The organism is Bacillus sp. S2(2024) (assembly GCF_050474045.1).
GTDB classification, from domain to species: Bacteria; Bacillota; Bacilli; order Bacillales; family Bacillaceae_G; genus Bacillus_A; species Bacillus_A yunxiaonensis.
In genome coordinates this window covers 2,553,327-2,575,020 of the sequence record NZ_JBFLUS010000003.1, presented here as the reverse complement: position 1 = coordinate 2,575,020, position 21,694 = coordinate 2,553,327, and the positions used below count along the sequence as shown (strand labels likewise).

The 21,694-nt window shown below is 35.9% G+C and carries 22 protein-coding genes and 3 pseudogenes; 18 read left to right on the top strand and 7 right to left on the bottom strand.

All coding sequences use genetic code 11. The annotated features are described in order from the left end of the window. Positions 1-16: 16 nt before the first annotated feature. Entirely contained in the window at positions 17-1,186 is a 1,170-nt protein-coding gene (locus AB1284_RS12905; protein ID WP_429748877.1) for a serine hydrolase domain-containing protein, read from the top strand. Positions 1,187-1,256: 70 nt separating this feature from the next. Here AB1284_RS12905 and AB1284_RS12900 read toward each other — a convergent pair. Continuing rightward, positions 1,257-1,508, bottom strand: a pseudogene (locus tag AB1284_RS12900) (DDE-type integrase/transposase/recombinase); the annotation flags it as partial. Positions 1,509-1,592: 84 nt separating this feature from the next. On the opposite strand from AB1284_RS12900, the gene AB1284_RS12895 reads away from it, so the two are divergent. Beyond that, positions 1,593-2,782 (top strand): IS3 family transposase gene (locus AB1284_RS12895; protein WP_429748878.1). Its coding sequence is split into 2 segments (ribosomal slippage): positions 1,593-1,893 and positions 1,893-2,782, totalling 1,191 coding nucleotides; the frame shifts between segments, so codons are not numbered across the junction. 37 nt (positions 2,783-2,819) lie between these two features. Here AB1284_RS12895 and AB1284_RS12890 read toward each other — a convergent pair. Further along, positions 2,820-3,176: pseudogene (locus AB1284_RS12890) on the bottom strand (IS6 family transposase); the annotation flags it as partial. Positions 3,177-3,295: 119 nt separating this feature from the next. Between AB1284_RS12890 and AB1284_RS12885 the strand changes: the two are divergent. The 3 genes from AB1284_RS12885 (at position 3,296) to AB1284_RS12875 (ending at position 6,883) form a co-directional block, all read left to right on the top strand. Next, positions 3,296-4,669, top strand: a complete 1,374-nt coding sequence (locus tag AB1284_RS12885; protein ID WP_429748880.1) for an alpha/beta hydrolase family protein — start codon at positions 3,296-3,298, stop codon at positions 4,667-4,669. Positions 4,670-5,069: 400 nt separating this feature from the next. Further along, positions 5,070-5,978 (top strand): VanZ family protein, encoded by a 909-nt coding sequence (locus AB1284_RS12880; RefSeq protein ID WP_429748881.1) that lies wholly within the window; start codon positions 5,070-5,072, stop codon positions 5,976-5,978. Positions 5,979-6,187: 209 nt separating this feature from the next. Next, positions 6,188-6,883, top strand: a complete 696-nt coding sequence (locus AB1284_RS12875; RefSeq protein WP_429748882.1) for an IS6 family transposase — start codon at positions 6,188-6,190, stop codon at positions 6,881-6,883. A gap of 288 nt (positions 6,884-7,171) precedes the next feature. On the opposite strand, the gene AB1284_RS12870 is transcribed toward AB1284_RS12875, so the two are convergent. Further along, positions 7,172-8,122, bottom strand: coding sequence for a nucleoside hydrolase (locus AB1284_RS12870; protein ID WP_429748883.1), 951 nt, complete (start codon positions 8,120-8,122; stop codon positions 7,172-7,174). 263 nt (positions 8,123-8,385) lie between these two features. On the opposite strand from AB1284_RS12870, the gene AB1284_RS12865 reads away from it, so the two are divergent. The 5 genes and pseudogenes from AB1284_RS12865 (at position 8,386) to AB1284_RS12845 (ending at position 11,161) form a co-directional block, all read left to right on the top strand. Further along, the gene (locus AB1284_RS12865; RefSeq protein WP_429748884.1) at positions 8,386-8,538 is read left to right on the top strand and encodes a GrpB family protein; all 153 of its coding nucleotides are present in this window, start codon (positions 8,386-8,388) and stop codon (positions 8,536-8,538) included. Between the two features lie 427 nt (positions 8,539-8,965). Beyond that, a pseudogene (locus AB1284_RS12860) lies at positions 8,966-9,397 on the top strand (DUF6241 domain-containing protein); the annotation flags it as partial. A 350-nt stretch (positions 9,398-9,747) separates the two neighbouring features. Next, positions 9,748-10,116, top strand: coding sequence for a DUF3888 domain-containing protein (locus AB1284_RS12855; RefSeq protein ID WP_429748886.1), 369 nt, complete (start codon positions 9,748-9,750; stop codon positions 10,114-10,116). 445 nt (positions 10,117-10,561) lie between these two features. Then, on the top strand, positions 10,562-10,732 hold the full coding sequence (locus AB1284_RS12850) for a hypothetical protein (protein ID WP_429748887.1): 171 nt from the start codon (positions 10,562-10,564) through the stop codon (positions 10,730-10,732). Positions 10,733-10,783: 51 nt separating this feature from the next. Next, on the top strand, positions 10,784-11,161 hold the full coding sequence (locus AB1284_RS12845; protein ID WP_429748889.1) for a PH domain-containing protein: 378 nt from the start codon (positions 10,784-10,786) through the stop codon (positions 11,159-11,161). Between the two features lie 276 nt (positions 11,162-11,437). On the opposite strand, the gene AB1284_RS12840 is transcribed toward AB1284_RS12845, so the two are convergent. Beyond that, a complete protein-coding gene (locus AB1284_RS12840) occupies positions 11,438-12,340 on the bottom strand; it encodes an Rpn family recombination-promoting nuclease/putative transposase (RefSeq protein ID WP_429748890.1) in 903 nt (300 codons plus the stop codon). A gap of 577 nt (positions 12,341-12,917) precedes the next feature. On the opposite strand from AB1284_RS12840, the gene AB1284_RS12835 reads away from it, so the two are divergent. The 4 genes from AB1284_RS12835 (at position 12,918) to AB1284_RS12820 (ending at position 16,620) form a co-directional block, all read left to right on the top strand. After that, complete coding sequence (locus AB1284_RS12835; RefSeq protein ID WP_429748891.1) at positions 12,918-13,493, top strand: TetR/AcrR family transcriptional regulator; 576 nt, start codon at positions 12,918-12,920, stop codon at positions 13,491-13,493. A 110-nt stretch (positions 13,494-13,603) separates the two neighbouring features. Further along, a complete protein-coding gene (locus AB1284_RS12830; protein WP_429748893.1) occupies positions 13,604-14,452 on the top strand; it encodes an alpha/beta fold hydrolase in 849 nt (282 codons plus the stop codon). 14 nt (positions 14,453-14,466) lie between these two features. Continuing rightward, positions 14,467-15,525, top strand: coding sequence for an alkene reductase (locus tag AB1284_RS12825; protein WP_429748895.1), 1,059 nt, complete (start codon positions 14,467-14,469; stop codon positions 15,523-15,525). Positions 15,526-15,627: 102 nt separating this feature from the next. After that, a complete protein-coding gene (locus AB1284_RS12820) occupies positions 15,628-16,620 on the top strand; it encodes an NADP-dependent oxidoreductase (RefSeq protein ID WP_429748896.1) in 993 nt (330 codons plus the stop codon). 226 nt (positions 16,621-16,846) lie between these two features. Here AB1284_RS12820 and AB1284_RS12815 read toward each other — a convergent pair whose 3' ends face one another. Genes AB1284_RS12815 through AB1284_RS12805 form a run of 3 tightly spaced genes read right to left on the bottom strand, consistent with a single transcriptional unit; the run spans position 16,847 to position 17,713 of the window. Beyond that, a complete protein-coding gene (locus AB1284_RS12815; protein WP_429748898.1) occupies positions 16,847-17,191 on the bottom strand; it encodes a hypothetical protein in 345 nt (114 codons plus the stop codon). Positions 17,192-17,211: 20 nt separating this feature from the next. Beyond that, positions 17,212-17,418 carry a hypothetical protein gene (locus AB1284_RS12810; RefSeq protein ID WP_429748899.1) on the bottom strand — a complete coding sequence of 69 codons (207 nt, stop codon included), beginning with the start codon at positions 17,416-17,418 and terminating at the stop codon, positions 17,212-17,214. Next, positions 17,411-17,713, bottom strand: coding sequence for a hypothetical protein (locus AB1284_RS12805; protein ID WP_429748901.1), 303 nt, complete (start codon positions 17,711-17,713; stop codon positions 17,411-17,413). The genes AB1284_RS12810 and AB1284_RS12805 overlap by 8 nt, the downstream gene beginning before the upstream one ends. A gap of 822 nt (positions 17,714-18,535) precedes the next feature. Between AB1284_RS12805 and rpmG the strand changes: the two genes are divergently transcribed. The 4 genes from rpmG to AB1284_RS12785 all read left to right on the top strand — a co-directional run bounded on the left by rpmG (position 18,536) and on the right by AB1284_RS12785 (position 21,546). Beyond that, entirely contained in the window at positions 18,536-18,685 is a 150-nt protein-coding gene (gene rpmG / locus AB1284_RS12800) for a 50S ribosomal protein L33 (RefSeq protein ID WP_429748902.1), read from the top strand. Positions 18,686-18,901: 216 nt separating this feature from the next. Further along, on the top strand, positions 18,902-19,291 hold the full coding sequence (locus AB1284_RS12795; RefSeq protein WP_429748904.1) for a MogA/MoaB family molybdenum cofactor biosynthesis protein: 390 nt from the start codon (positions 18,902-18,904) through the stop codon (positions 19,289-19,291). 83 nt (positions 19,292-19,374) lie between these two features. Next, positions 19,375-20,280 (top strand): GTP cyclohydrolase FolE2, encoded by a 906-nt coding sequence (gene folE2 / locus AB1284_RS12790; RefSeq protein WP_429748905.1) that lies wholly within the window; start codon positions 19,375-19,377, stop codon positions 20,278-20,280. A gap of 90 nt (positions 20,281-20,370) precedes the next feature. Beyond that, the gene (locus AB1284_RS12785) at positions 20,371-21,546 is read left to right on the top strand and encodes an FAD/NAD(P)-binding protein (protein WP_429748907.1); all 1,176 of its coding nucleotides are present in this window, start codon (positions 20,371-20,373) and stop codon (positions 21,544-21,546) included. The last annotated feature ends 148 nt before the right edge of the window (positions 21,547-21,694 follow it).

The following is a 21,694-nucleotide window of genomic DNA, read 5'->3' as shown; positions in this document are numbered from 1 at the left end:
GGAGAGGAATATTTTGATGAAAAAGCATCGTCAAATTACATTTACAGGTTTAGCACTTTTAATAACTGGAGGTTCACTGTTATATACAACTCCAACCTCAATTGTAAAAGCGGAGTCCATTCAAAATGTATCTAGTTCGTTACAAACAAGCACTCAAAGAGACCGTAATTCCGTCAAAGAGGCAATGCGGGATACATTGCAATATGGATATCCAGGGATACTTGCTAAAACTTCTGAGGGTGGAAAAACATGGAGTTATGCAGCTGGGATAGCGGATCTGAGTACCAAGAAACCAATGAAAACAGATTTTCGTTTTCGAATTGGCAGCGTGACAAAGACGTTCACTGCAACAGTTGTACTGCAATTGGCCGGAGAAAACCGCTTGAACCTAGACGATTCTATTGAAAAATGGTTGCCTGGTGTCATTCAAGGAAATGGATATGATGATAAACAGATTACTATTCGGCAATTATTGAACCACACAAGTGGTATCGCTGAGTACACAAGGTCAAAGGATTTTAATATGATGGATACAAAAAAATCTTATACTGCTGAAGGATTAGTAAAGATGGGAATTTCCATGCCCCCAGATTTTGCTCCAGGGAAGAGCTGGTCGTATTCAAATACAGGATATGTATTACTAGGGATTCTTATTGAAAAAGTAACTGGGAACAGCTATGCGGAAGAAATTGAAAATCGGATTATTGAACCGCTTGAATTATCGGATACATTCTTACCTGGAAATTCAAGCGTGATACCAGGAACCAAGCATGCCCGTGGATATATTCAACTAGACGGCGCAAGTGAGCCAAAGGATGTTACTTATTATAACCCAAGTATGGGTAGCTCGGCTGGAGATATGATTTCTACTGCAGATGACTTAAACAAATTCTTCTCTTCCTTACTCGGTGGCAAATTACTGAAGGAACAGCAACTAAAACAAATGCTTACTACAGTTCCTACAGGAAGAACAGAAATTGATGGATATGGTCTTGGAATCTATGAAACTAAGCTTCCAAACGGTGTCTCGATATGGGGACATGGAGGTGGCATTCCAGGGTTTATTACTTTTGCTGGAGGTACACTTGGAGGTAAGCATACGTTAGCCGTCAATTCGAACTGCTTAGGAAAAGCTGACAATCCTGATCCTTTTAAAAATATTTTACTTGCTGAATTTAAGAAGTAGGCAAAAAGGGGTTCTGGTGCAAAGATGATTTCAAATAACATAGGACATGAATTTCCTATTAACTTACGGATTATGCTGCAATGCCAAACAGTTTATCAATGAATTCTTTTCGATTTTGGGCAGACTTCACCCATTGGTGAACTTGCCCTTTTTTCATCATATGCATGGCTTCAATGCCACGTACTATTGAAGTAGCAGTTTCATACGTTTTGAATCCCAGCATAGAGCGTACTCTTTTCTTAATGAAACGATGATCTTGTTCTACGATATTTATGACACGAGGTTTTGAAACATGAAAAGACCGCAAAGCTTTCTTACAGAAGTGGTATTATCCCTTTTGAGTAGACAGTGTAAAAAGACTGTTTTTGATAAGTAAGTGTTACACTCTATTTGGAGGGGATTTTCTTTGGCTAAAAAAGGACAAACATTTCAACCGTATACAGAAGAATTCAAACGTAAGGCAGTCATGCTGTATGTAAATGGAGAAAAGAGTTATCAGATTCTGGCAAATGAACTAGGGCTTAGAAGTCCTACTCAATTGAAAGATTGGGTAAAGAAGCATAAGCAGGGTGAGCCTTTGGCTGATCAACGAGGGGGAGAATCAAGAGAACTCAATCCCTTTCATCGCTTATCTAAAACAACATTTATAAGTATCGAGGAAGAAAGAGATTATTTAAAAGCGCAGGTTGAATACTTAAAAAAGCAGTATCCAAATCTACATGGGAAGGATGGGTTCCAAAAGTAAAACGTTTTGAAATCATTCACGAATTACACAAGAATTATCCTATTACCTGGATCGTAACGATTGCGGGTGTTTCCCGATCTGGCTACTATAAATGGAGAGAAACGGAGAAAGTTCGAAGAAAAAGGTACCAATATGAACAACTCTTGAAGAAACATTTAATGGCTATCCATCATACACGTCCTTTTTATGGATGTCCCCGCTTGCAAATAGCACTGAAAAAAGAAGGGTTTCATGTGAATCATAAACGTGTGTATAGGTTAATGAAAGAGCTGAATATTCGGTCTGTAATTCGAAAGAAACGCCGTTTCTTTGGGCGGAAGGCCTCTATCATACAACCGAATCGACTCAATCGTGTATTTAAAACGAATAAACCGAACCGTCTTTATGTTACAGATATAACCTATCTAGATCTTGGAGATCGTTTCTATTACCTGTCTGCCATCCAAGATCTTTTTAATAATGAAATCGTCGCGTGGGAGCTATCCAAACGAAATGATTTGAAACTGGTGAGTGATACTGTCAAAAAACTGGCTACAACAAGAGAAGTACAAGGAGCAATCCTTCATTCAGATCAGGGTTTCCAGTATACATCTAAAACATACAATGATCAAATTAAAACATTCGGGATAATAGGTAGTCATTCTCGCAAGGGAAACTGTCTAGATAATGCATGCATTGAATCCTTCTTTTCACATGTCAAAACAGAGAATATGTATTTTTCTGGATGTAAAACAGAAAACGATCTCTATCGAGCCATTGAGGATTATATTTGGTTCTATAATCATGAACGATTTCAGAAAAAACTGAATCAGTGTGCTCCAATCGAATATCGGAACACACTGATTGCATAGTCTTTTTTGAATCTGTCCACTTGACAGGGGTAAGACCAAAGCACTTTGCAGCCTTTTGGTCTCTTGTTTTGCTTAGGCAAAAGTCAATGGTGTTTCCTTCGGAATCCACTACGCGATATAAATACATCCATTGACCTTTTACTTTGATATACGTTTCATCCACTCTCCATGAATCATTTGTACGTTTTAGATGACGACGAAGTCGCTTGTCTAATTCAGGACTATACTGATGAACCCAACGCATAATGGTCGTATGAGCCATCGATAATCTTCGTTCCTCCATCATTTCCACAAGGTTACGAAAGCTCAAGTTGTACCGTAGGTACCATCTGACAGTAAGAAGAATAATATCGGGTTGATAATGTTTCCACTTGAATAAATTTTGTTTTTCCATACTGATCACGCCCCTTTTTAGAGTACTAGTATCAGTATGTCCAAGTTTACTAGATTTCTTGCACCAGAACCCTAATTACCATACCTGTTTTTTTACCATCACATATTGGAGGTTAAAACATGAATAAAAAAAAGAAAATACAAAAATCAGCACTTTCCTTTATCCTACTCTTTTCTTTAGGCGTTTCATCTTTCCCGCTTACAACAGCTATTCACGCAGATACACGTGAGGAACAATCTGCAGAAAAGAAATTAGTCTCTTTAACGGAGCGTACATCATTATTCTTTGAATATCTCCAGCAAGGTAAGTATGCAGAGGCACTCCAGTTGACGTCTGCTGCTTTCCAATCCAAGTTTACAGCGAACACATTACAAAACTGGTGGACACAAAGTGGGATAAAAATCATGGGAACACCTGTAATAAAAGAACGAAACTTGGTCCATCAGACGGTGGAAATTTCAGGAGCTATTAAAGGAACTACCATACCGCTACTCATTAAATTCACACCTGGCGGGAAAGTAGATGAAGTTGGGGAAAGGCCGCCCCAGGAATCTTATACCATCCCGCACCCTAGCTATGATCAACCTGCTTCCTATCAAGAACGTGAAATCGTCATTGGAAATTCTACTTATCCGTTACCAGCCACATTAACGGTTCCGAAACATAAGCCTGGTGAAAAGGTACCCGTCGTTGTTCTTGTTCATGGTGCTGGCATCCATGATCGCGATGCTACCTATTTGGGAACAAAAATCTTACGAGACCTTGCGGTGGGCCTTTCATCCAACGGAATTGCAGTGTTGCGCTATGAAAAACGTACCTTAGAACATGCATTAAAGATGAGTGCAGAACCTGTTACGTTAGACCGTGATACTACAGATGATGCCATATATGCAGCAAAATCAGCAGCGCAGCAGGAAGGCATTGATCCAAATAATATTTTCATTCTCGGACATAGCCTAGGAGCTGGCACAATGCCGCGTATACTGAGCAAAGCACCTTCTTCACTTGTCCGAGGAAGTATCTTACTCGCACCACCTGCACGCCCTTTGACTGACATTGCCATTGATGTGAATCAATACCTTGGGGCGCCAAAGGAAGTAATTGATGAACTAAAAAGACAGTTCGCTTTTATCCAGGATCCTACTTTCAATCCTGACCATCCGCCAGCTGGCTACAATTTGGGGTCGCCTCATTTTATGTATGATGTTTCTAGGTGGCATCCAGTTGAGGTGGCAAAATCACGAAAAGAGCCTTTACTGATTCTGCAAGGGGCACGCGATTATCAAGTAACAGTAAAAAATGAATATACAAAATGGCAGGAAGGACTTTCAAACCGCAGGAATGTTCAGTTCAAAGAATACCCGAAATTGAATCATTTCTTTACGGAGGGTGATGGGGAATTAAGTCTTCCTAGTGAATACGAAATCCCTGCAAATGTTCCCGAGTACGTCATCCAGGACATTATTACATGGGTGAACGAGACAAAAAAATAAGAAAACATCAAAAGCCTTCATGCAATCATCATTGCGTGAAGGCTTTTATGAAAATTCAACAATTTTATTATCATTTTACAAAATAGTTTCCCTGATTTGTACTCTATTTTTTCTCTTGGAAACCCTAGAACGATATTTTTTCCATAAAAAAATCGAACGATAAGCTTGGCCGCAAACTTATCGTTCGATTCAAATTATTTGCTTTCATTTGTGTATAAAAAACAATGTAAACACAAATAAATCAAACAAAGTATGAGTTATAAATGATATTGATATATTCCTAGTATAAATAAAATTAGATTTTGGCTGGAATTATCATATTCCCGGTTTTAAAAAAAAAACTGATATTTTGGTATTATAATATTTGTAGTAAATAATATGTTGAAATTAAGGAGATATTATGGAAACGAAATCACGGAAAATCATTTTAGCTGGCACCATATGCTATACGATTTTAGTTTTATTTTTTATGTTCTTTGCGTTTAACAGGCTCGATAGTGTAACCAGTGTAGAACGGTACACCTTTATCCTTGTTCCAGAAGGAGTACCACTTAAATTTCCACAACTAAATTATTCATGGATTGTTGATTTTGGAAACATTGCTGCTTTTATCCCTTTTGGAATACTATTTCCCCTATTGTATCGTGTCAGATTTGGGAAGTTCATATCCTTGTTTGTTTTAGCGATTCTCGTTCTAGAAACTATTCAGGCTTTAACATATCTTGGTAGCTTTGATGTAAATGATGTTATTTCCAATACATTAGGTGCAATGATTGGCTATGTTGCCTATAGAGTTGGATTTTCTTCAAAAATTTCTTATAAAAAGCTCATGGCTTCGGCTCTATCTATTGTTGTCCTTATAATTGGAGTCATGGTGGTCTCTGAAATCAACAAAAAAAGAGAAGGCCCTATTCAAACATTAACTGTTATGAAAGAAATGACAGGAACTACACCTATGACTGAGAATCTCCCAAGTTTCATCATAGCAGGTGAGCGAATAGAGCCGAAAATGAACGTGTATAGCAGTGAAGGTAAATCAACCAAAACATACAACTATATTCTTGGGAACAAAGAAAATGTCTGGCTTTATTTTTATTTCGGCATTCCGGACAATGTAGACTTTAAGGGTGAAGCCAAAATAATCGTAGATGGACAAGAAGTATATCGATTAAACGAACAAACTTCTCAAGGAGCAGTGGCTTTACGGGAGTTGCCTTTTAACAAGGTAAACAAGCTGACCATTAGCGTTTCCGGAAACGCTAAGCTGTGGGACGTTAGAATTAGTGAGATGAAACATTGGTGGGAGTAAAGAATCAATATTCTAAGGGGCTTGTTTTGCACTTTACGTCATGATTGTTCCCTCTATCCTTAAAAAAATGGGTACGAGTTGTCCTTTTAAACTATGAAAATGGTGATGAATAAAAATTCATGCTCGGTTAACATAACGGGTTCTGGTGCAAGAAATCTAGTAAACTTGGACATACTGATACTAGTACTCTAAAAAGGGGCGTGATCAGTATGGAAAAGGAAAATGAGTTCAAATGGAAGCATTATCAGCCTGATATTATTTTGTTAACGGTAAGATGGTACCTACGGTACAACCTCAGTTTTTGTGATTTAGTGGAAATGATGGAGGAACGAGGCTTATCCATTTCTCATACAACGATTATGCGTTGGGTTCATCAGTATAGTCCTGAATTAGACAAGCGACTTCGTCGTCATCTAAAACATACAAATGATTCATGGAGAGTGGATGAAACGTATATCAAAGTAAAAGATCAATGGATGTATTTATATCGCGCAGTGGATTCCGAAGGAAACACCATTGACTTTTGCCTAAGCAAAACAAGAGACCAAAAGGCTGCAAAGTGCTTCTTCAAGAAAGCTTTGCGGTCTTTTCATGTTTCTAAGCCTCGTGTCATAACCGTCGATAAAAATCCAGCCATTCAACAGTTAAAAGACGAGCGAGAGATGCCTGAAGGCATCCAAATGAGACAAGTGAAATATCTCAATAATATCGTAGAACAAGATCATCATTTCATTAAGAAAAGAGTACGCTCTATGCTGGGATTCAAAACGTATGAAACTGCTACTTCAATAGTACGTGGCATTGAAGCCATGCATATGATGAAAAAAGGGCAAGTTCACCAAGGGGTGAAGTCTGCCCAAAATCGAAAAGAATTCATTGATAAACTGTTTGGCATTTCAGCATAATCCGTAAGTTAATAGGAAATTCATGTCCTATGTTTTTTTGAAATCATCTTTGCACCAGAACCAAAGTTTTAATGTATCCCCAAAATGAAAATGCTCTTTCACTATAGTTAATTACTTTAAGAAGTCAGCGAATTTTTTCATTTTAGGGGGATTTTGTTTTGTTAGCTTGATAGTGATGGAGTACAGCCAACATTTCGGAAATTTTGTATGCTAAACGAATTTCAACCTAAAAAAGTGAAGTGACTTTTCATTCACATAATCTGTATTATCTGAAATTAATAAAGTATGTTACACTCTCTTCTTTAAGAACGTTTCCATAATATCCTTCTTGAATCTTTCATAATCAAACTGAAAAGCTACATTATGTGTTTTATAGCTTGGATTAGTAACAAAACGAAAGTCTGCAATGCTTTGACCAAATCCGTCTCCTTGATCAGGAATAACTTTAATGGGTACTCTTGAAAGGCTAACAGCCTCTTGATTCAGTAAATACCACACTGTTACAAAATCATGCATAGGGCTTCCGCTTATACCAGGATTAGACTTGGAATAGAAATTATAATAATAGTCTAACATAGGTTTGATGATGAGTCCTGCAAGGTCCTGTGTATTCCGATGAAATGCATCGATTTGCTGGACCATTTCGGGTGTAACAATCGCATGTTGAGTTACATTTAACGGAATAATTGTTAAGTTCTTCGCATGCTGCAGAATTAAGTTTGCTGCATAAGGGTCTGCGTAAAAGTTCGCTTCAGCCACAGCAGTCACGTTACCTGGATAGAAAAAAGCTCCGCCCATGCAAATGCATTCTCTTACGTTTCGCATTGTTTCTAAGTTTAATACAAAGGTCGTAGCTAGTGAAGAAAGTCTTCCCAAATTGATAATTGTAAGGTCTTCTAAATTTGAATGTATAATTTGATAAATATCATTTAAAGGATAAACTGGATAAGAAATCTCAGGGGGAATGATAGGTCCTAATCCGACTTTTCCATGTACCTCAGGGAAATACTGAACCAATATACCTGTCAACGGTACAGAAGCACCAAGGAATACAGGTATCTCTTTTCTTCCCGCTATGTACTTCAAATAGTTAATATTTCTGATTACATTTTCTCTTGATACATTTCCATAATCGGCGACAATCCCTACAAGTTGAATATCTTTACGAAAAAAGGTGTACAGTATAGCAAATGCATCATCAATTCCCAAATCTGTAAACAAGAGAACCTTTTTTTGCATATGTCTTCCTCCAAAATTTATAGAATCCTACTTTCACTAATGATGTAGTGATTAGACTAAGCTTGTACGTATATATTTTATGTATTCCTAAAGAGTGGATTCTATTCATTTGAAGTAGCTTTGCTCATCTAAATTTGATATCATGTTCAAGCGTAAAATACATAAGGGGGATTAGAAATATGGAAAGACCTGTTGTTATTGAGGAGTATATACCTGATTGGGTACTACAATTTAAAGAAGAATAAAAGCTTCAAAAAGGTATAATGGGAGATAAGGCTATTACAATTGAACATATTGGAAGTACATCTGTTGAAGGATTAGGAGCTAAACCAATATTAGATATTATGATTGGAGTTTATAATTTAAAAGAAGTAGATGTGTTTATTGAACCTTTAAAGGTTCTGGTGCAAAAATAGCTTAATAGGAATATAGAACCTATTTGGCAATCCATCATACCCATAGGATTCCATATAATCATCAGTCATTTTGTTTAAATCAATAACTAGCTTGTTATCGATTATCTTCAACTCAAATTTTTTCATCTCTCATCCCTCCGCATAATATTTCACCATCTGCAAATACTACAAGCAGGCTAGACCACAGCCTATTTTTTCCTTTGGGATGAGCAGTTAGCTTTTGCTAGCTGCTCTTTTACTTTCTTCATCCCCTACCATTCTTTTCAAGGAGATTGGTTCTGTTGCAAAATTTTCTACATGAAGCTACACTCTAGAAAACAGGATCTAGGAGAATCAGACATGAGATATTTTAAAGGACTTTATTGTAAATTAAGCAACTTTTTTGTCATTTAACATAATTCACATAACTTTCAAAATTACAATCTTTTTATCTAAAGCAGCTCAGTCTATTGGAGAAATCCAAAACGAGCAAACTATAAATGACATGATGATACATATGTCTTTCCAAAAACTCACATTCAATGGGAATAATCTTCATGTTCCTGGTACCCGTGATGTAGGTCGATTTCAAATGACCAAAGAAAACATTCAATACTTAAAAAACAACTTAAATGTTATCAATAATGATGAAAGATCAAAATATGAATCTATTCTGAACAAATGGTACGATGGAAATTTCGAATCTGCAGTTGAAGACTATAGAGAACTTCTTTATTTACGTTTTGGAAAAAAGCAAAGTGCGGAGCGATCTAACCTAGCCAAAAAAACTGATAGAGATGAAAAAGAGTTTATTCTCCATTTCTTTGGTCAAGAAGGATTAGATATTCATAATAAAGAATGGAAACAGGGAAAGTTGTAGAAATGAAACCACATTTCACTCCACTAGGAAGTAAAATGTTTTAACTCCGTATTACGGTATTTCCTTTTGAGGTAGCACCACATCGCTATCAAGCTAAGAAAATACAACTCCCCCCAGAACGAGATTTTTTCCTAACTTGTAATAAAAAATCTCATTTTTTCGTTTTGGGGTGGATTTGTTTTCTTAAGTTGATGGACATGGGGTCACCATATCATTCTGAGAAAATTGTACGTTTAGACATAATTTGGACACAAATTAACCAATTCCCTGTACGGTAAATTAAAATGAATAATTACTATTTTTCAACATATCCTAACTCTTATCCTATGATATAGGTTGGAGAGAACCTTATGCTAAAACATAAATTGTCCGTAATATTTTGTGGAATTATAATAACATTTTTCTTTATATCTCCATTGAAAGGGAAAGCAGCCAGTACGTGTAATAAGGATTTTTATGATTCTTATAACACTTTATTGGCTCCATATGCAAGTCAAGTTATTAGAAAGCAACTTGGAACATATCATCAATATAGTTTAACAGAGACAAAAGTTATAAAAGTTGAGCGATATCCAAAAGCAACTTTTAATTTTCTTGTCACAGCTGAATATCATACTTATGTAAATGCTCATAATCCACCAAATTACAAAGTAACAATTACTTTTAATATTGATCCAAGTGGGGTAAGGGTAAAAAAAGTAAAACAACAGCAGGAATAAAAATAACAGTGAAGTATAAAATCACTGTTATTTTTATGTACGTTAAGAGATAGTTGTTCAGAAAACCTTAATTTTTGCAACACTTTCTTTGGGTCTATTTTACCCTTAGCGTACAGGGTGTTGACTTAAGTGTGTCTAAATTGTGTCTAAACGTACAATTTTCTTTTTTCGATAAGGTGACCCCATCTAGCAATGTGTAACTTCCAATAACGAATCTTATATGAACACGAAAACCCTTCAGATCGTTCAACTGAAGGGTTTTTAGTAAGTTCCTAGATGTATTGAATATCGATAATAGTACGTTATGTTAACCTCATATGAATAGAATATACATCCAAAAATCCAAACGAATCGTTCTTAATAAATGGTATAATAAGGGAAAGTAGGAATAATATTGGTGGAATATGATTACAAACAAAAGGTGAAAAACAATGGAGGATATCTTGTGTCAGTAAGAGACAAGAGTGAAAACTCCTTATTAGAAGTTGAGAAAAAAGGGGATCGAGTAGAAATCGTCACATATTGGAGAAACGAAAAAACAACGAAGTTTACCTTACCTTTGGAACTTTTCGAGAAAATCTCTAAAGATATAATCATTCAGAAAGACATGCTGTGACCCTTCTCCAAGCGGGAGGGGTTTGCTGTAACTATGAGAGGGGAAATGATAATGAGCATTGCAGTTAAGTATCAGAATAGAATCAAACAGGATTTAGAACAGAATGAGCAAATTATTGATGTAGTTGCTGGAAGAACTGCACCTACTACTTGGGTAATGAAACTACTTCCTGAAATCTCTTGGCTTACAAAAGAAAATATGCCAATGGTGTTGGCAATTACAAATCAGAGGCTACTTGTATATAAACAACAAATCAATTCAGAGATTCAACTCGCCATAGGTATTCATCGTTCTGACATAGCAGAGTGTAAAGAAGCAAATGGGGTTCTAAATGGAGCAATTCAAATTACATTAAAAGACAACCAATCATTCAAATTTGTTTTCAAAAAGGAACGTGTACAAGCCATTCTAACAGAACTAAATAGATAGGTATAAACAATATGGGCATTTATATGTGACGAGACCATAGTTTTCACTAACTTCCAATAACGGGAATTATGTAAATATATAAAGGTAACAGAAATAATTATTAAACGGATATATGAGGCACCGCTACAACGCTATAAATATACAAGTAAAAAAGCATTATCATTTCTGTAGAATTATAGGAAAGGATGGCCCCTAAAAGTAGTAATAGTTGCTGCGCCTTAATAAGGGGGTATATTAAAAAAGAAACGAAGTCAAATTGACTTCGTTTCTTTTTTGTTAATTATTTTTTTCTAGAATACGTTCAATCTCATCAACACTTAACTTGCTTGCTTTAGCAATCGTTTCAATTGGTACACAAAGTTCATGCATACCTTTAATCATTTGTATTTTTCCTTGCTGAACCCCTTCTTGAATACCCTCTTTTTTTCCTTCATTACGAGCATGAGCAAACTTTGCAGCCTCATCCATAAGAGCTTTTTCCCTTGCTTCGTATGCTTGTCGGAAAGAAGAATCTTGACTCATACGTTCCCATTTATTCATTGCCTTTTGTAAAATCGGATCTTGGTTCATCGCAATTTCCTCCAATGTTTGGGTTAATTGTTTATCCTCATTCGCTGGAAGTAATAACAACCAACGAACAAACGAATCTTCCCAGGGATTGACTTGTTCATTCCGCCACTGTTGCATGAGTTTCGGAATCTCCACAATATGGACTTCAATATCATCACTTAATACCTTCTGTTGTTGTTGATTCCATAGGATTCCTGTTGTATGGAATGCTTCATATTCTGAAAACATGACGAAATTTAACAAATTAATCGTAATTGTTTTGTGAAGAGAACTATATGGCATTCCCTTTTGTAACTGGGACGTATATAGCCTTCCCCAGTAATATAAACTTCTCTTAATCATGTCATGATTGTTATTCAACTGTATTTCTACATTTACCTTTGTGCCTGTATCTAATGTAGCGGAAATATCTAAAATCGATAATTTATCTTCTTCATGTTCTCGGTGCAAGTGTGGATCTTCTAATTGCAAGGAAACGATGGGTGATTCTAAAGAATCCTGTAACATAGCATTTAAAAAAGCAAGCAAAATATCTTCATTTCCACTTGTACCAAATAATTGTTTAAAAGCAAAATCAATGCGTAAATTCACTAATTGTTGGCTGGACATGGGTTTTCCTCTTCCCATCTCATATGATGTTTTTCTTTCATTGTACATAAAAGAGTGGTAACCATGCAAATAAGTACTTATCACAACAGACATAAGAACTTACACCAATATTTATCGTTTATGGGGGTTATTATGAAAAGATAAATGGATATTTATGTTAAGGTAGAGAAGAAATTGTGAAATGATGTACTTAAACTAACGGGGCAGTTTGGGTGAGTAAGGGCTCAGATGGTTTTTTCTAATTGCTGTTTCTTGTTTATTTGGTATGAGTGCATCTGTAGAAGAGTTTGATCCATTAATTGAAACAGTGGAAGAAAACAATCCTGAAGAAACTAAACGAATAGAAGAAATGTTTGGCGGTACCCCTAAGTGAAAGTTAATGGATAACATTGTGATATGTAGCAAATGTGTTGGGGATTATTGGTTAGTTATAATTCTTTACTAATCGTTCTAAAAAGGGTATTATTTAATCATGGTTTGAAATTCATGTATTTATTTTAGAACGTTCATTCTATAATGGATTATGACGTTTGTTTTTGTTAGTATTGGTTCATGGATTTTTTTAAGGAGAAATAAAATGGCTAGAAGTAAAGAGTTTGACGAGAAAGTAGTATTAAGAAAAGCAATGGAGCTTTTCTGGGAACAGGGTTATGAAAAAACATCCATGCAAGATTTGGTGGATCATATGGGGATACACCGCAGGAGTATATATGACACATTTGGTGACAAGCGTTCATTGTTTTTAGCTTCCCTTAATCACTATGAAGAGCTCATCGTCAATGAGATGGAAAGCATAATTAGTAGCACTTCATCCATTAAACAGGCGATACGTGATGTTTTTATTTTCATACTGAATTCCATTGAACAATACCCAAAAGGTTGTCTATCAGTAAATGCAGCCATTGAATTATCTTTGTTAGACAAAGAAATTGGGCGCATAGTTACAAAAATGTTTAACCGTACTGAAGATATGTTTAATGACCTTATAAAACGGGGCCAAACTAGTGGAGAGCTATCAAAAGAAATCGATTCTGATAACACATCTCGTTTCTTACACAACAATTTGGTAGGTATAAGAGTACTAATAAAAACTAATTACAATAAAAAAGAATTAGAAGGCATCATCACTCTAGCACTTTCAGTGTTGGACTAGCTTTCTTTTTTTACCTTTTTTAGAACGTTCATTCTAAAATTGATATGAAACAAACCATCATAATGCATACTTATAAAATCGTTTTTTAATTTCTAAGGAGGAACACAAAAATGACAAACTTTAAAATACCAACAGAATCAGAATTTATTGAAGCAGATGGAACTCGTTACGCATATAGAAAATTTGGTACACAAGATGGTATACCAGTAGTATTTCTTGTTCACTTTAGAGGAACGATGGAAAACTGGGATCCAAACATGCTTGAACCTATTGCAAATACACGCCCAGTAATCTTATTTGACAATAAAGGGGTTGGTGAGACCGATGGACTAACGCCTACTACAATTGTTGATATGGCAAAAGATACAGCAACATTTATAAAAGCTCTTGGATTAGAACAAGTTGACATTCTTGGTTTTTCCATTGGTGGCATGGTTGCACAAGAGCTAGCTTTACAAGAAGGAGATTTAGTAAGAAAAATTATTATGGCAGGTACTTCGCCTGAATCTGGTATTAATCCAAATCCAGAGATTTTTGAAAGAATGAATCGTCACGGCGGAACGGAAGAAGATGGAATAAATGATTTTATGTTCTTTTTCTACGAACAAACCGAAACAAGTAAATCTGCAGGAATGGCTTCACTACAAAGAATTTTTAATCAGAAAAAAGTAAACAGTTCAGAACAAGTAAAAGAGGCACAATTACAAGCCATTGCAAAATGGGCTAAACAAAAATCTAATCATGATTATGAATGGTTACAAAACATCAAACACCCTGTACTTGTTACTAATGGTGTTAATGATGTGATGGTACCGACTAAAAACAGTTATATCTTAACAGAGAAATTACCCAAAGCACAGCTGATTATATATCCTGATTCTGGTCACGGGCATCTGTTTCAATTTCCAGAACTATTTGCAGAACACGTAAATTTATTTCTTGATTCTAATTCTTATTAAAAAGGAGTATTCATATGAGCAGATTATTTGAAAAAGTTCGTATCGGAAACATTGACTTAAAAAATCGTATAGGAATGGCTCCGATGACTAGAAGTAGAGCTTTACCAGATGGTACGCCGAGCGATTTAGTAGCAGAGTACTATGGTCAGCGTGCTTCAGTCGGTTTAATTATAAGCGAAGGAACTCAACCTTCAGATGATGGGCAAGGTTACACTAATACACCTGGTATTTATACAGAAAATCATATTAAAGGGTGGAAAAAAGTAACTTCTAAAGTTCATAGTGAAGGAGGTCATATTTTTGTTCAGCTTATGCATGTGGGACGTGTATCACACCCTGATAACACACCTCACCACCGCCAAGCAGTTGCACCGTCAGCTATTGCACCTGGTGTAGAAATTTTCACGGCAGAAGGAATGAAAGAAATTCCAATACCAAGAGAATTGAGTGAGCTTGAGATAAAAGATGTTATCAATGAGTTTCGTTTAGCAGCACGCTCAGCAATTGAAGCTGGTGCAGATGGAGTTGAAATTCACGGAGCGAATGGTTATCTGATCCAACAATTCCTTAGCGAAAACTCCAATCATCGTCAAGATGCATACGGTGGTACGATTGAGGGTCGTTCTCGATTCGCTATTGAAGTAGCTAAAGCAGTTGTTGATGAAATAGGAGCAGAAAGAACAGGCATCCGTTTTTCTCCTCAAGGAACACTGCAAGGCATTGATGAGGGGGAAAATAGCCTTGAGATGTATCGCTATTTAATAAGTGAATTAAATAAGCTTAACCTTGCATATCTACATTTAATGCACTTTGGAAACGAGCAATTCCTAAAAGATGTGCGTCAACTTTGGGATCAATCACTTCTTGTTAACCGTCCAAGTCGTCCTCTAGATCAACTTTCGTCTGATGTAGATAATAATCTTGCAGATGTTGTCACAGTAGGCACTTGGGTACTAGCTAATCCAGACTTTGTAGAACGGATTCAATCAGGTGCTCCCCTAAACGAACCTGATAAAAACACGCTCTATGCAGGAGGAAAAGAAGGTTATACAGATTATCCTTTCTTAAAATAATTTATTTAATATGAATATCCCATCTAGGGATATTCATAATCTTTTTCTTAGGTTCGTTATGAAAAGATACATGTGCGTTAAATAAAAATGTGGAGGATTGTAATGAAAGCTTTAGCAATTGAAAACTACGGTAAAAAACCAAATTTTTTAGACTTCCCTATGCCCAAAATAAATAATGACGAGGTCTTAGTTGAGATATATGCGGCAAGTATAAATCCTCTTGATACAAAAATTCGAAAAGGTGAATTAAAATTATTATTGAAATACAAGATGCCGCTAATTTTAGGAAACGATTTTTCTGGAAAAATTGTTGAAGTAGGTACTAGTGTCACGAAGTTTAAAGTCGGTGATGAGGTATATGGTCGACCTAGAGCAAATAAAATGGGAACTTTTACTGAATATCTCTCTGTTAACCAAGAAGATATTGCATTAAAACCTAAAAATTTAAGTTTTGAAGAAGCCGCCTCCATCCCTCTAGTCGGATTGACATCCTACCAAGCTTTACATGATATTCTGCGAATTGAAAAAGGATATAAAATATTAATACATGCAGGATCAGGGGGAGTAGGAACATTTGCTATCCAACTTGCAAAACATATGGGTGCTTTTGTCGCAACTACAGCTAGTGATGGTAGTGATTTAGTAAAATCTCTTGGCGCTGACGAAGTTGTTAATTACAAGACAGAAAAGTTCGAACATTCGATTCGTGACTACGACGCAGTTCTTGATACCATTGGGGGGGCGACGTTAGAGAGATCATTTGTAACATTAAAAAAAGGAGGAAAGATTGTTTCTATATCTGGAATCCCGAATGGTCGCTTTGCTAAAGAAAACGGATTTAGCTCATTTAAAAAAAACTTATTTTCAATTGCAAGTTATAAACTTACGAAGCTAGAAAAAAAACATAATGTCCAATATACGTTTCTTTTTATGAAGCATAGTGGAGAGCAGTTGAGAATTTTAACAGAAATGTTAGAGTCAGAAGTGATTAAGCCTACACTTGATAAAGTTTTTATTTTCGAAGATGCCCAAAAAGCATTGGAGTATGCAGAGGCGGGAAGAGCAAAAGGAAAAATAATACTTAAATTAAAATAATTAGTCTTATCTAACAAACCTTTCTTTAGGTAGAAAGTGTTTGTTTTTTTAACTTATCGAGGTTGCTTATAGAACTAACAGGTGCGTTAGTTGATTAAAACGGCTCCCAATTTGGTGGGTTTTTATATCGCAATTGACACAAACTGTGAATGTAAATTGTGCATAAAAGAGGTTGTACTCTTGGACAAAAAAATGAAATGCTGTACAAAAAATATGGACAGCATTTTTAATTGATAAATTTTTGAAAACTTGCGCTTCTCATAAGTCCCTTTTTAGACAAGCATTGGAATTTCACTTCACACTTTATTAATGGATCAAGATAAAAATAGTTCTCATCCTCGTTAGTGATTAGCTGCTTAGATATTTCGTAAAAGGCTTTTCTTTCTTTTGGAGGAACAAATTCTAATATGCTTTTGTATTGATTATCCTGATCTAACATTAACCAACCAAATTTTTTCTTGCGAATTTCTCCTATTTTTACCGAATCATATTGATAGTTCTTTATTTTGAGAAATACGTCTTGTGGTCTTGAATCCAATGTATAAGGTCTATTTAAATTCTTAGAAACCACACCTTCCAGTCCTAAATCCTCTACTCTGTTATAAAGTTCATCACCGTCTGAATAAGTAGGACAAGTAGATATATACGAGTGTTTTCTACAATGGTGTTCAAGGTATCTAAGCGTTCAGATAAAGGTTTGTTTATAAGAGATTCACCATTCAAATACAAAATATCAAATGAAGAAAAATGAACAGGTAACAGGTCTTTTATTTCTTTGATTTTTTCCTGATTAGACATTTGAAAAACGTACCATTAAACTGTCGAAACAAGGTTTTGGAGGGTTTTCTTTTCCGTCAAAGCAAATCATTTCTCCATCTAAAATACAAGTCGTTACAGGCAATTTGATACCTTGTAGCTCAATGTATTTATAGGTGACTTCATTTAGGTATCTGGTGAAAATTTTTATATTGCCTCTATCGTAGTGAAATAAAGCCCTGTGACCATCTAATTTTAATTGGTGGATATACTTATTGCTTTTCGGGATTTCTGTAGCTGGTTGCAAAAGCATCGGCTTAATAGGTGTATTTAACATATTTAAACCTCCTCATACAACAATAACATCCTAAATTACAACTTTTTATGGAGGTTTATTAGAAAAAGAGGATAGATGTGGAAGTTAATTATGTATAGTTAATAAATCTTAAAGGGATGTTACGCAGTACGTTTAAAGATGTACAGTGAGTGACGTTTGCTTTTACTTGAACTAAAGGGCCAGGATAGTTGAACAAGAAAAACTGAAGAAGCGATTTCACCCCTAGCATAGGGAAAATTGCTTTTTTACATCAAAAAAATGTCTTAGCGCACAAAATTCGCGTTTTGCGGTCGGGACCCCTTGTTGCTCTTCACATTATTCCACTCCTTCCAGCCTGTACCTCATTTTCAGTAACCATAAAACTTAATGGGCATGAGGATGCTACTCGGTAAAGAAGAACTAATCTTTAATTTATGTATACATTCGAAAAATGTTATATAAGGGGTCATGTCACATGCCCATCAACTTAAGAAAATGAATTAACCCAAAAAAGAAAAAAATGTGCTTTTTTTATTACAAGTTAACACAAAATTTCGTTCTGGGGGGCGTTATAAAATTTTAAGTTGATGGAGATGTAATCACACCCCTTTTTTTAGAGTAATACTATCAGTATGTCCAAGTTTAGGAGATTACTTGCAAGAGCTTTAGAGTTTTTGCACCAGAACCCCTTGACGTTTAAGAATCAAATTTTATAAAACACTTGCAAATAGGAATGATTACGTTTTATTATTAGTAAGTGATTTTAGCAAAGGACAGGTCTTGATTTAAAGATTCTCTTCCACCGTTTGTTACAGTAGAGGAAAAATATGAGGAGGAATCATGATGAGAGTAAAAATTACATTAGCATGTACAGAAACGGGAGACAAAAATTACATTACGACAAAAAACAAACGTACAAATCCAGATCGTTTGGAATTGAAAAAGTATAGTCCTCGTTTGAAAAAACATACTTTACATCGCGAAACAAAATAGAAAAGACACCAACTTTTTATGGTTTATTTCACTCTTAGTGGAAATGTGTTTTGAAGTCAAGGACATCTATACGTGGGGCAACACAATCGATACAGGCCCATTTTTATGATCCATTCACATAACTCTTACACTATCCAGAGTGTAATTCGCCTAAAAATTTGAATAGAAGGCGGATTGAGTTGACCAGTCGTAAAGAAATAAAAGTAGAAGAAAAGTATGAGCGTAAAGCAACATAAAAAAGAAGCGCCGAAAAGGGTTCATTGTCAAGTGATTACGGTTAGCGATACACGTGTACAAGAAACGGATCGAAGTAGAAACATGATGATACATATGTTAGAAGAAAATGGCCACGCGGTTTGTAGATATAGAATTGTCACTGATAACTATGACCGAATAAGGGAAGTGATTATTGAAGGTTGTGAAGATCATGATATTGATGTCATCTTGATAAATGGTGGGACCGGTATTGTAAAACGGGATGTCACCGTAGAAGTTGTTCGTAATCTATTGGATAAGGAACTAAGCGGGTTTGGTGAAATATTTCGTATGCTTAGTTATCTAGAAGATATAGGAGTAGTGCGGGAACTACGTAAAGATTTGAAGTAGAACAGTGAATAGTAAAACGATTAAATCGAAAAGGTTCCTTTTAAATAGTTATATATGTTTACTGACTGTAAGGAGGATAATGCATGAAGGATTTTAAACTACCCCCAAAGAATGAACGATTAAAGCTGTTTGGTTCTATGGAGCCTGGAATAAAAACGAAACCAAGCGAAAAAGAACATATGCCTGATTTACAAAACATAAGAGAGGATTTCTTGTTTGAGATTGATGCTGTCGGTATCACAAACGTTAAAATTCCTGTTTCTGTCACTTCAACGTTAAATCCAATAACACAAACTACAATCGCTATTTTTACTCTAACTTCTACGATTCCACGAGATGCAAAGGGAACAAATATGAGTCGCTTTACTGAACAATTGGAGCTATATCGTAGACAAGGATTTAATTTAAATTTTTCACAAATACAAGATTTTGTAAAAGAATTATCGGAACGTTTAGGCCAAAGAGATGCAAAGCTTGAAGTAAGTTTCCCTTGGTTTTACGAACAGGAAGCCCCTGCGTCTTCTCTTATGGGTTTGAACCATGCTGATGCCAAGATTTCGTTATCTTATCAAGAGGGAAAGATAGTAGAAAAATTGGTCGAATTAACCTGTGCTGTAACCACCTTATGCCCTTGTTCTAAAGAAATCAGTGAATACAGTGCTCATAACCAACGAGGCTATGTAAAGATGATGGCATTGTTAACTGATGATTATAAGGAATCAGATGATTGGAAGGCTGTACTTTTATACGCTGCTCAGTCTAATGCCAGCGCCATGATTCACCCGATTTTAAAACGTCCTGATGAAAAAATAGTGACTGAGAAAGCATACGAAAATCCTCGTTTTGTCGAAGATATGGTGCGTCTTGTAGCTGCTGATTTATATGAAATGCCATTTATCCAATCCTTTACAGTAGAATGTCGCAATGAAGAATCCATCCATCTTCATGACGCCTATGCCTCTGTAACATTCGATAAAACCAAAAGATAAAGCGTTTTGTTCATTTAAAAAAGTGATAAATGATCAATTGCACCCAAATAAATCGTAATTATTTTGATTTAAATAAGGGGGGGTATACATATGTATGAATGGATTATTGTGGGCGGAGGTATTCAGGGGATTACAATGGCTACTTTTTTACTTAACCGAGAGAAAACATCAATTGATAAGCTTGCCATTATCGATCCGCATTCTGAACCGATTGAAAACTGGAAGCGTTGCACAAATATTATCTCAATGCCTTATTTGCGCTCTCCGTCTGTTCATCATCTAGATGTTGAACCGTTTAGTCTGCAAGCATTTGTGAAAAGTAACTCGCATGATTGGAATACTGCTTTTTACGGACGATATAAACGTCCTTCTCTGCAAGTATTTAATGAGCATTGTGAACATATCATTGACGATTTGTTGCTACATAAGGCTTGGATTCAAGGGCGTGTACAAGAAGCTAATCGAATGGAAAACGGCTGGAGTATCGAACTACATAATGGACAGGAACTAAAAGGGAAAAATCTAGTATTAGCTATAGGAATTAGCGAGCAGCCGTCTTGGCCCGAATGGGCAGAAAGGTTAAAACAAGAATCGGGTTCTTCCGTGTATCATATTTTCGATTCTGATTTGCCAAACTTTGAGCAGCTAAAATGTCCCTTCACGATTATCGGCGGGGGCATTACATCTGTTCACCTAGCCATAAAATTAAGTGCTTTGTTTCCTATGGATGTAACGTTATTAAAACGACATCCGTTTCGCCTTTATGATTTTGATAGTGATCCTGCCTGGTTAGGCCCCAAAAATCAGCAGTCTTTCCGTAAATTAGTAAGCTATAAGAAACGCCGGGAACAAATTATTGATGCGCGCCATAGAGGCTCTATTCCGCGTGATTTACACATAAAACTATTACATTGCCTTCAGCAAGGCAGGCTGCATATAGCAGATGGGCAGGTTGAACAGGCCATAGTAAGCAACGGTCAGGTCATGTTGTATGATGATCAAGACAATATGATTCATCAGACGGGCACCGTTTTATTAGCGACAGGCTTTAAGCCAACATTACCAGGAAAAGAATGGTTGACGCCAATGATTTACAAACACCATTTACAATGTGCAGAATGTGGCTATCCCATCATATCAAAATCATTACAATGGGGACCAGATTTATATGTAACTGGAGCTTTAGCAGAGCTTGAAATGGGACCGATTGCTCGTAATATTTCTGGAGCTCGCCAAGCAGCAGAACGGATTGTTAGTAGTTTATAAAGATCTATTTTTCATGGTTTATAAATAGTTGGATTCAATGTTATTCTATAGAAATTGTCATTTTTCAATGATGAGGCACCAAAAATATCTAGCTATCAGGGGTCACCATACATTACTATCAACTTAAGATGAATTTATACGCATAATT

Coding starts and splice junctions, on each gene's coding strand:
- AB1284_RS12905 (WP_429748877.1), top strand. CDS start 17: ATGAAAAAGCATCGTCAAATTACATTTACAGGTTTAGCACTTTTAATA.
- AB1284_RS12885 (WP_429748880.1), top strand. CDS start 3,296: ATGAATAAAAAAAAGAAAATACAAAAATCAGCACTTTCCTTTATCCTA.
- AB1284_RS12880 (WP_429748881.1), top strand. CDS start 5,070: ATGGAAACGAAATCACGGAAAATCATTTTAGCTGGCACCATATGCTAT.
- AB1284_RS12875 (WP_429748882.1), top strand. CDS start 6,188: ATGGAAAAGGAAAATGAGTTCAAATGGAAGCATTATCAGCCTGATATT.
- AB1284_RS12870 (WP_429748883.1), bottom strand. CDS start 8,122: ATGCAAAAAAAGGTTCTCTTGTTTACAGATTTGGGAATTGATGATGCA.
- AB1284_RS12865 (WP_429748884.1), top strand. CDS start 8,386: ATGGGAGATAAGGCTATTACAATTGAACATATTGGAAGTACATCTGTT.
- AB1284_RS12855 (WP_429748886.1), top strand. CDS start 9,748: ATGCTAAAACATAAATTGTCCGTAATATTTTGTGGAATTATAATAACA.
- AB1284_RS12845 (WP_429748889.1), top strand. CDS start 10,784: ATGAGCATTGCAGTTAAGTATCAGAATAGAATCAAACAGGATTTAGAA.
- AB1284_RS12840 (WP_429748890.1), bottom strand. CDS start 12,340: ATGTCCAGCCAACAATTAGTGAATTTACGCATTGATTTTGCTTTTAAA.
- AB1284_RS12835 (WP_429748891.1), top strand. CDS start 12,918: ATGGCTAGAAGTAAAGAGTTTGACGAGAAAGTAGTATTAAGAAAAGCA.
- AB1284_RS12830 (WP_429748893.1), top strand. CDS start 13,604: ATGACAAACTTTAAAATACCAACAGAATCAGAATTTATTGAAGCAGAT.
- AB1284_RS12825 (WP_429748895.1), top strand. CDS start 14,467: ATGAGCAGATTATTTGAAAAAGTTCGTATCGGAAACATTGACTTAAAA.
- AB1284_RS12820 (WP_429748896.1), top strand. CDS start 15,628: ATGAAAGCTTTAGCAATTGAAAACTACGGTAAAAAACCAAATTTTTTA.
- AB1284_RS12810 (WP_429748899.1), bottom strand. CDS start 17,418: ATGTCTAATCAGGAAAAAATCAAAGAAATAAAAGACCTGTTACCTGTT.
- AB1284_RS12805 (WP_429748901.1), bottom strand. CDS start 17,713: ATGTTAAATACACCTATTAAGCCGATGCTTTTGCAACCAGCTACAGAA.
- rpmG (WP_429748902.1), top strand. CDS start 18,536: ATGAGAGTAAAAATTACATTAGCATGTACAGAAACGGGAGACAAAAAT.
- AB1284_RS12795 (WP_429748904.1), top strand. CDS start 18,902: ATGAGCGTAAAGCAACATAAAAAAGAAGCGCCGAAAAGGGTTCATTGT.
- folE2 (WP_429748905.1), top strand. CDS start 19,375: ATGAAGGATTTTAAACTACCCCCAAAGAATGAACGATTAAAGCTGTTT.
- AB1284_RS12785 (WP_429748907.1), top strand. CDS start 20,371: ATGTATGAATGGATTATTGTGGGCGGAGGTATTCAGGGGATTACAATG.